Origin of the sequence: Streptomyces sp. NPDC005423 (assembly GCF_040606415.1) — a bacterium.
Classification (GTDB): domain Bacteria; phylum Actinomycetota; class Actinomycetes; order Streptomycetales; family Streptomycetaceae; genus Streptomyces.
This window is the reverse complement of record NZ_JBEXET010000093.1, coordinates 1-6,140: the sequence shown is the minus strand read 5'-3', so window position 1 is coordinate 6,140 and position 6,140 is coordinate 1. Positions and strand designations below refer to the sequence as shown.

Genomic DNA, 6,140 nt, shown 5'->3' with positions numbered 1-6,140 from the left:
AGGGTCATGGGACACCGCGACCAGTTGTGGCTCGACTCCGGTGTCCGCGACGACGACCAGGGTGGCGGCCGTGAGCAGGTCGAGGCGCTCGTGGATGCCTTCGTCGACATGCTCGCGCGCGGTGCGGCGATGCCGTCCGGCGCTCTGATCCGGTTCGGTTCCGACGAGGACGACTCGGGATGGGTGCTGTCGTCTCTGGGATAGCGGCGAAGCCGATCCGGCGCCTGCTCACCCCGTGGTCCGGGGCGAGCCCGGGCCGCGACCCGGCCTGTGCCGCGGCGGGGCCGGCCGGGGGGCGGAAAAAGTGCAGAGATGCGCACTGACAGCGGCACACGCCAGGCGGCATCCTGGCCCCCGCACAGGACAACCGGCTTTCGCGGCAGGGCAGTTGCGGTTACCGGCCGGTTCGCCTGCGTGCCGTGACCGGTATGACGTTGTGTGGAGTACGTGATCATCGACAGCAGTCAGGACGGCTTACCGGCCGTCGCGGCCGGGCGGGCCGGGTGCCGGAACCGGGTGCGGTGGAGGCGGAGTTCGCCGGGGCGGACGGCACACGCGTGCAGCGCCGCTGGGTCGAGGCCGCCGTGGCCGTCCGGTTCGAGCAGCTTGCGCCGGTGGCGGCGTTCCCGGTTGTGCCGGGCGCAGGTGGGGGCCGGGCTGGTGGTGGTCGGCCACCACGGCCGGGCATGTGATGCACGGGTCGCAGGCGATGTGCATGCAGTTGATGCTGCTGGACCGTGACGTGCAGGTGGCGGCGCGGCCGGTGCGGCTGATCTGGCGGGACCACGGCAGCGGGCGGGTCCTGACGTGGGTGCCGCAAGTGTTCGCCCGCTACGCCGACGGTCGTGCTCTGCTGGCCGACTGTCCCGCCACGTCCGAGCCGGCCGGGCAGCGTGCGGCGCGCGCGGCCGCGGTACTTGGGCCGGCGTGTGCGGCGGTGGGGTTCACCTACCGGCGCCTGGTGCCGCCGGAGAAGGTGGTGGCGGCGAACGTGCGGTGGCTGGCCGGCTACCGCCATCCCTGCTATCGCGACGCGGGCGGGCTGGAGCAGGCGGTGCTGGCGGCGTTCGCCGCCCCCCGGCCGTTGATGGCCGGGGCTACGGCGGCGGGCGAGGTCCTCAGCGCGCTGCCGGTGCTCTCTACCACGCACTGTGGAGCGGGCGGCTGAGCGCCGACCTGACCGGGCCGCTGGGCGAACACACCCTCGTGGCGCCCGGCCCGGCCGCCGGCGACGCGGCACAGGAGCGGGAGCGGGAGCAGCAGGCGAGTTGAGCAGGCGGAGAGCTGGCAGCGGTGGGCTGGGCGAGGGTCTAGCCGGCCCACGGTGCAGCGGATGCGGCTGGCCTACCACCGCCAGGGGCTGGTGGGGCTGGTGCACGGCGGGCTCGGCGATTTCAAGGCGGGCCATCTGTTTGGCTACGGCCTTCTTAGCGAGGTCGGCGTCGCGATCGGCGAAACTGCGCAGGCACTTGGCCATGCGGTCGGCGAACCTCTCCGGTTTGATCTTGATCGCGGGGTCTTCGACCGCCAGAACGGCGAACTTGGCGGCGGCCTCGAGCACCTTGAACCTGGCACTGGGGCGGACCCGGTCGAAGAAGGTGTGGGTGAGGTACTCGGTGTCGTAGACGAACCCCGGGTCCACCACGTGCTTGAGGAAGCTGTCTACGATCTTGCGGCCCTGGCTGGGGGGATGGATGAGCACTGCTTCCAGCGCTGCCGCGAGGTGGGCGCGGGCGTACTCCATCGTTGGCTCGTAGAGCTCACCGAACGGCCGGAGGGAGGGGTGGGCACACAAGTGCCGGTCGTCGCGGATGCGCTCCAGCTGTTTGCGCTGGGTGAAGTCGATCAGCTCGAGCTTCTCCGCAGTCTCGAGCAGGGTCCTCTCCAGGGCGAGCATGATCGGAATCGCTTCAGACTCCACGCTGCCTCGGGCTCGCTCGACGTCGGCGACCAGGTCCCGGGCTTGAGTCTCGCCCTCCTCGTGAAGGATCTGGGCTTGGCGATGAGGTCGGCACAGACAGCCGTCCACGTCAGGACGATCGCGCCGCGAGCGGATCCGGAGGCGTAGCAGCGGTACGCCTCCCGAACGAGGGGACGCAAGTCCGGGTTGAACACGCGATTCACGCGCTCTTCAAGGTCGATCATGTTGCCCTCCCGGCTCGCCCCCCGTCGGCGGGGCCCGAGTCCATGATCCCACCCCGTCTAACTCTCACCGTGTCAGGCCGTGGTGTCGCCCGCCGCCAAGGACCGTCAGCGACGCCGCACGGCGTGTCCGTCCACCGGTTTGCTAGCCGTGGATACCAGCATGTAGCTAAGGTGGTGAGTATGGCAAAGCAGACGAATATCCGATTGGACGAAGCCGTCAAGGCGGCAGCCGAGGAGCGGGCCAAGCGCCGCGGTCTGACCCTGCAGGGGTACGTGGCTGACTTGATCGAGGCCGATGTGAATCAGGCACGTGCCGCCTTTATGGCCGGCGCCGCGACGTTCCTGGCCCAGTACGCGGACGCGTTCGAAGCAGAGGTCGGTGAAGACCGGTACCCCGGCCTTCCGGAAGGGCTGGCCGAGAGCGCGCCGAGGGACGCCGCGTGAATCTCCGCATCGATCTCGCCTGGATCTTGGCCGTGGCGCAGCAGATCCCGGGGGACCCCCAGGTCGTCGACTACGGCGTGCCGGTAGCAGCCGAGGCACGTCATCGGGCGGAGGTCCTGGACCACGAGGTCTATCCCGAGCCCCATCACAAGGCCGCGGCGCTGCTGTGTGAACTGGCGAGGAACCCCAGCCTTGAGGTGCGCAACCTCTTGTTCGCGGCCACGGTGACGGCGGCCTACCTGTCGGCATGCGGCCTCCCGGTGAGCCCTGGGCTGGACACCGTTCTTCCCTTGGCCCGCGCCGCCCGGGACGGGCTCCCGGTGCGTGAGGTCGCCGCTCAGATCAAGACCTGGACGAGCTGATCCAGCAGGCTCTTCCCGCAGTGCCGTAGAGGGGCATGATTCCGGGTCGTCATCCAGGGTCGGACGGCCATCCGTAGCGGTGAGGCGTTCCGCCAGCCCCAGCATCTTCCCGGAGATCGTCCCTGCGGTCGCGAACGAACTGGTAGATCTGTACACCGGCCTGCAGATCCATCGGTCTTCTCCTTACCAGCGCCGCGAGCTTGGACCTCTCCGTTCTCCTCTACGCCTCGGATCGCTCGATTCAACTGCCGTTCGCTGTGTCCGGATTCGCCACGGGCAACGGGCAGCGGCTGTCTCTGGCCGCGTCGACCGCCGGACCCTGCGGGAGCTGCACGTCCCGGGCCCGTGATGGCTGCTCGTTGCCGGTCCAGGTCCTCTGACGCCTGGAGGTCGGGGATGGTGTGGGTCATGGCGTGGTCGGTCAGGGGCGAGGCCTCGGGTGAGCGGGGCCGGTGCCGTGGCGGCTGCGTGCGGGGTCAGCGGGTGGTGAGGTCGCGGACGAAGACGGGCTTGAGGTGCCTCTCGGGCAGTGCGGAAGGCAGGTCTTCCCAGTCGAGGACGTGGGAGACGACCCGGGCGGGGTCGACCGTGCCGGAGCTGGCGAGGGCGAGGGCGTCGGGGATGTGGGCGCGGACGTTGTCGCGGGCGATACGCAGGGTGACGCCGGTGAGGTACATGTCGAGCAGCGGCAGCTCACCGGGGCGGAAGTGGTTGCCGGCCGATTCGCAGAAACCTTCCGGCGCGAGGGACTTGACGGCGAGGGCGAGTTGGTCGACGCGGCCGGTGGCCTCCACCGCGAGGTCGAAGCCGTGGCGGATCGGTTCGATCGCCTCGGCGGTGCGCGCCCCGTAGGTCTCGGCGAGCGCGCGGTGGGCCGGGTCGGGGTCGACGTACAGGATGTCGCCGGCGCCGAGGGCGCGGGCGATGTCGCACACGTACAGGCCGATGCTGCCGCGCGCGATGACCAGGACGCGGGCGCCGGGGCGCATCTTCAGGTGCGGGGCGACCAGTCGCCAGGCCAGGGACCAGTTGTCGCTGGCGGAGGCCATGGCGACCGGGTCGAGACCGGACGGCAGCGGGACGAGCATCGCGTCGGCGTAGGGGACGCGGACCAGCTCGGAGAAGAGCCCGCCCCAACTGCCGCCGATCGGCGCGCCGTACATGGCCATGTACGGCACCGACGCGCAGTGCGCTGTCAGCCCGGCCCGGCACTGGTCGCAGGTGCCGCAGCTGATCGACCATGGCACGACTACCAGGTCGCCGGGGGCCACGGTCGTGAGCGTGTCACCGACCTCCACGACCCGGGCGACGCATTCGTGACCGAGGGCGAACGGCGGATCGAGGAAGCCGTGGCCGGCCAGGATCGAGGAGTCGACGTCACAGGAGGTGGCGGCGACCGGCGCGACGATCGCCTCCCGCCCGGACCCGAGCACCGGGTCCGGGGCCTCACGCCACTCCACGGTGTTGCGGGCGACGTAGGTCAGTTCACGCACCGGTCGCCGCCTCCTTCTTGGCGAGGGTCACCAGGTCGGCGTACCGCACGACGGACCCGCCCGCGCCCCAGGTGCCGTCGGGCTGCTCGTGGACCAGCACCCACACACGCAGCGCCTCGCCCCGGGGAAGACCGGTAGCGTTCAGCACCGTCCGGGTCGCGTCCTCGACCAGGCCAGCCTTGCGGCGCTCGGACAGGGCGCCCTGGGGCACCGTGACCTCCACCAGGAAGCGCGGCGCGTCGTCCTCCGCGGTGACCTGCGCCCCGTGCGGCAGCTCGGTCAGGTAGCTCCACGCCTGGGCGCGGAAGAACGCGGTGTCGGGCGCGCCCTCCCAGCGCAGCAGCACGGAGGCGAGCTCGCGCTGGACACTCGCGCGGCCCTCCTCGGTGAGGGCGCCGGTCGGTGCGGTCAGCCGGATCATCGGCACGGTGGCTCTCCCTGCGGGTGCGCGCCGCCATCGGATTATGACGGTCGTTATAGACGGTGGCCACGCTAGACTATGACGAGCGTTATAACCAGAGGGGAGCAGGCACGTGCCCAAAACGAACCCGCGGGCGCGGGAACGGATCGTCGCCGGCGCCGCCGACATGATCAGCCGTCGGGGCCTGAGCGCCACGAGCATCCGCGAGATGGCCAAGCACGCCAAGGCGCCGCTCGGCTCCACCTACCACTACTTCCCCGAGGGCAAGCAGCAGCTGGCCACGGAGGCCGTCCGGTATACGGGCGAGTGGGTCGCCCGCAGCCTGCGCAAGGAACTGGAGAGGGGTCCCGCCGCCGGACTCCAGGCGTTCCTGGCACTGTGGCGCAAGATCGTCCTGGACACCGACTTCAAGGCCGGGTGCCCAGTGCTGGCCGTGGCCATCGAGGAACCGCCGACCGACGAGATCCCGCCCGCCCTGGCCGCCGCAGCCGAGGTCTTCGACCAGTGGGAGTCCCTGCTGGCCGACTCCCTGCGGACTCACGGCGCCGAGGCCGACCAGGCCGCGCAGCTCGCCACCCTCATCGTGTCCTCCGTCGAGGGCACCGTGGCCATGTGCCGAGCCAAGCGCACCATCGAGCCCCTCGACCGGGTCGCCACCCAGCTCCAGGGGCTCATCGACCACGCCACCGGGACCTGAGCCAAGCCCTGCCCCACCGCCGCACAACGCCCCAACGCCGCCTGGCGCCCCGCCCGAAAGCAGGACGCCGGCCGGGACACCCGATCAGGCGTCGAGGGCGGCGCGGATCGCCTTGGCCTTCTCCTCGGTGATTACACCGCTCTCCAGGAGGGAGAGCACGGACAGCACGCCGCCTCGCGAGCCCCAACGGAGATCTCCGGCTCCGTTCGGATCGGGTGATGCGGCGTCCGACACCCTCCCGCAAGGGGTTCGGTCTGGCCAACCCCAAGGGCGGCCGGCTGCCCAAACACGGCGGTGAGTTCGTCTTCGGCGATCCCGCGACCTGGGGTGCCGAGCAGGCTGTGACGGTCACGGACACCCGGCTCTACGGGAAGGCGACCGCGCAGGCGTGGGACCGGCTGCACCAGCGGCTGACCCGCCGGGCCGCATGGCTCGACCACGACGGACCGCTGCCGCTCATCGAGGGGACCGTCATCCGTCTGGTCGTGGAGAAGCTGCCCAGCGGCGGAGTCAACAAGCCGGTCTGGCTGTGGTGGTCGGGCACCGGCGCCACCGCAGTGGACGTCGACCGCTGCTGG

General features: G+C 70.9%; 9 protein-coding genes and 1 pseudogene. 7 read left to right on the top strand and 3 right to left on the bottom strand.

The genetic code is table 11. The features are described 5' to 3' along the window. The 5 genes from ABZT12_RS39040 to ABZT12_RS39020 all read left to right on the top strand — a co-directional run. Positions 1 to 204 (top strand): hypothetical protein (locus ABZT12_RS39040; RefSeq protein WP_356394559.1); only part of this gene is annotated, 204 nt, incomplete at its 5' end. Between the two features lie 364 nt (positions 205 to 568). Next, positions 569 to 1,168, top strand: a complete 600-nt coding sequence (locus tag ABZT12_RS39035) for a TnsA-like heteromeric transposase endonuclease subunit (RefSeq protein ID WP_356394562.1) — start codon at positions 569 to 571, stop codon at positions 1,166 to 1,168. 165 nt (positions 1,169 to 1,333) lie between these two features. After that, positions 1,334 to 2,068, top strand: a complete 735-nt coding sequence (locus ABZT12_RS39030; RefSeq protein WP_356394556.1) for a hypothetical protein — start codon at positions 1,334 to 1,336, stop codon at positions 2,066 to 2,068. Between the two features lie 257 nt (positions 2,069 to 2,325). Next, on the top strand, positions 2,326 to 2,589 hold the full coding sequence (locus ABZT12_RS39025) for a hypothetical protein (protein WP_356394554.1): 264 nt from the start codon (positions 2,326 to 2,328) through the stop codon (positions 2,587 to 2,589). Beyond that, positions 2,586 to 2,951, top strand: coding sequence for a hypothetical protein (locus tag ABZT12_RS39020; RefSeq protein WP_214353924.1), 366 nt, complete (start codon positions 2,586 to 2,588; stop codon positions 2,949 to 2,951). Before ABZT12_RS39025 ends, ABZT12_RS39020 begins: the two co-directional genes overlap by 4 nt. Before the next feature lie 476 nt (positions 2,952 to 3,427). On the opposite strand, the gene ABZT12_RS39015 is transcribed toward ABZT12_RS39020, so the two are convergent. After that, positions 3,428 to 4,444 (bottom strand): alcohol dehydrogenase catalytic domain-containing protein, encoded by a 1,017-nt coding sequence (locus tag ABZT12_RS39015; protein ID WP_356394550.1) that lies wholly within the window; start codon positions 4,442 to 4,444, stop codon positions 3,428 to 3,430. Next, a complete protein-coding gene (locus ABZT12_RS39010) occupies positions 4,437 to 4,871 on the bottom strand; it encodes a tautomerase family protein (protein WP_356394548.1) in 435 nt (144 codons plus the stop codon). Before ABZT12_RS39010 ends, ABZT12_RS39015 begins: the two co-directional genes overlap by 8 nt. Before the next feature lie 106 nt (positions 4,872 to 4,977). On the opposite strand from ABZT12_RS39010, the gene ABZT12_RS39005 reads away from it, so the two are divergent. After that, positions 4,978 to 5,562: a TetR/AcrR family transcriptional regulator gene (locus tag ABZT12_RS39005; protein ID WP_356394545.1), complete on the top strand. Its 585-nt coding sequence runs from the start codon at positions 4,978 to 4,980 to the stop codon at positions 5,560 to 5,562. Positions 5,563 to 5,646: 84 nt separating this feature from the next. On the opposite strand, the gene ABZT12_RS39000 is transcribed toward ABZT12_RS39005, so the two are convergent. After that, positions 5,647 to 5,796: a hypothetical protein gene (locus ABZT12_RS39000; RefSeq protein WP_356394542.1), complete on the bottom strand. Its 150-nt coding sequence runs from the start codon at positions 5,794 to 5,796 to the stop codon at positions 5,647 to 5,649. Between ABZT12_RS39000 and ABZT12_RS38995 the strand changes: the two are divergent. Continuing rightward, a pseudogene (locus ABZT12_RS38995) lies at positions 5,760 to 6,140 on the top strand (transposase); the annotation flags it as partial. The gene ABZT12_RS39000 and the pseudogene ABZT12_RS38995 sit on opposite strands and share 37 nt — an antisense overlap.

Bases quoted from the DNA above. Each gene is read 5' to 3' on its own strand.
- ABZT12_RS39030 (WP_356394556.1), top strand. From the start codon at position 1,334: ATGCGGCTGGCCTACCACCGCCAGGGGCTGGTGGGGCTGGTGCACGGC.
- ABZT12_RS39025 (WP_356394554.1), top strand. From the start codon at position 2,326: ATGGCAAAGCAGACGAATATCCGATTGGACGAAGCCGTCAAGGCGGCA.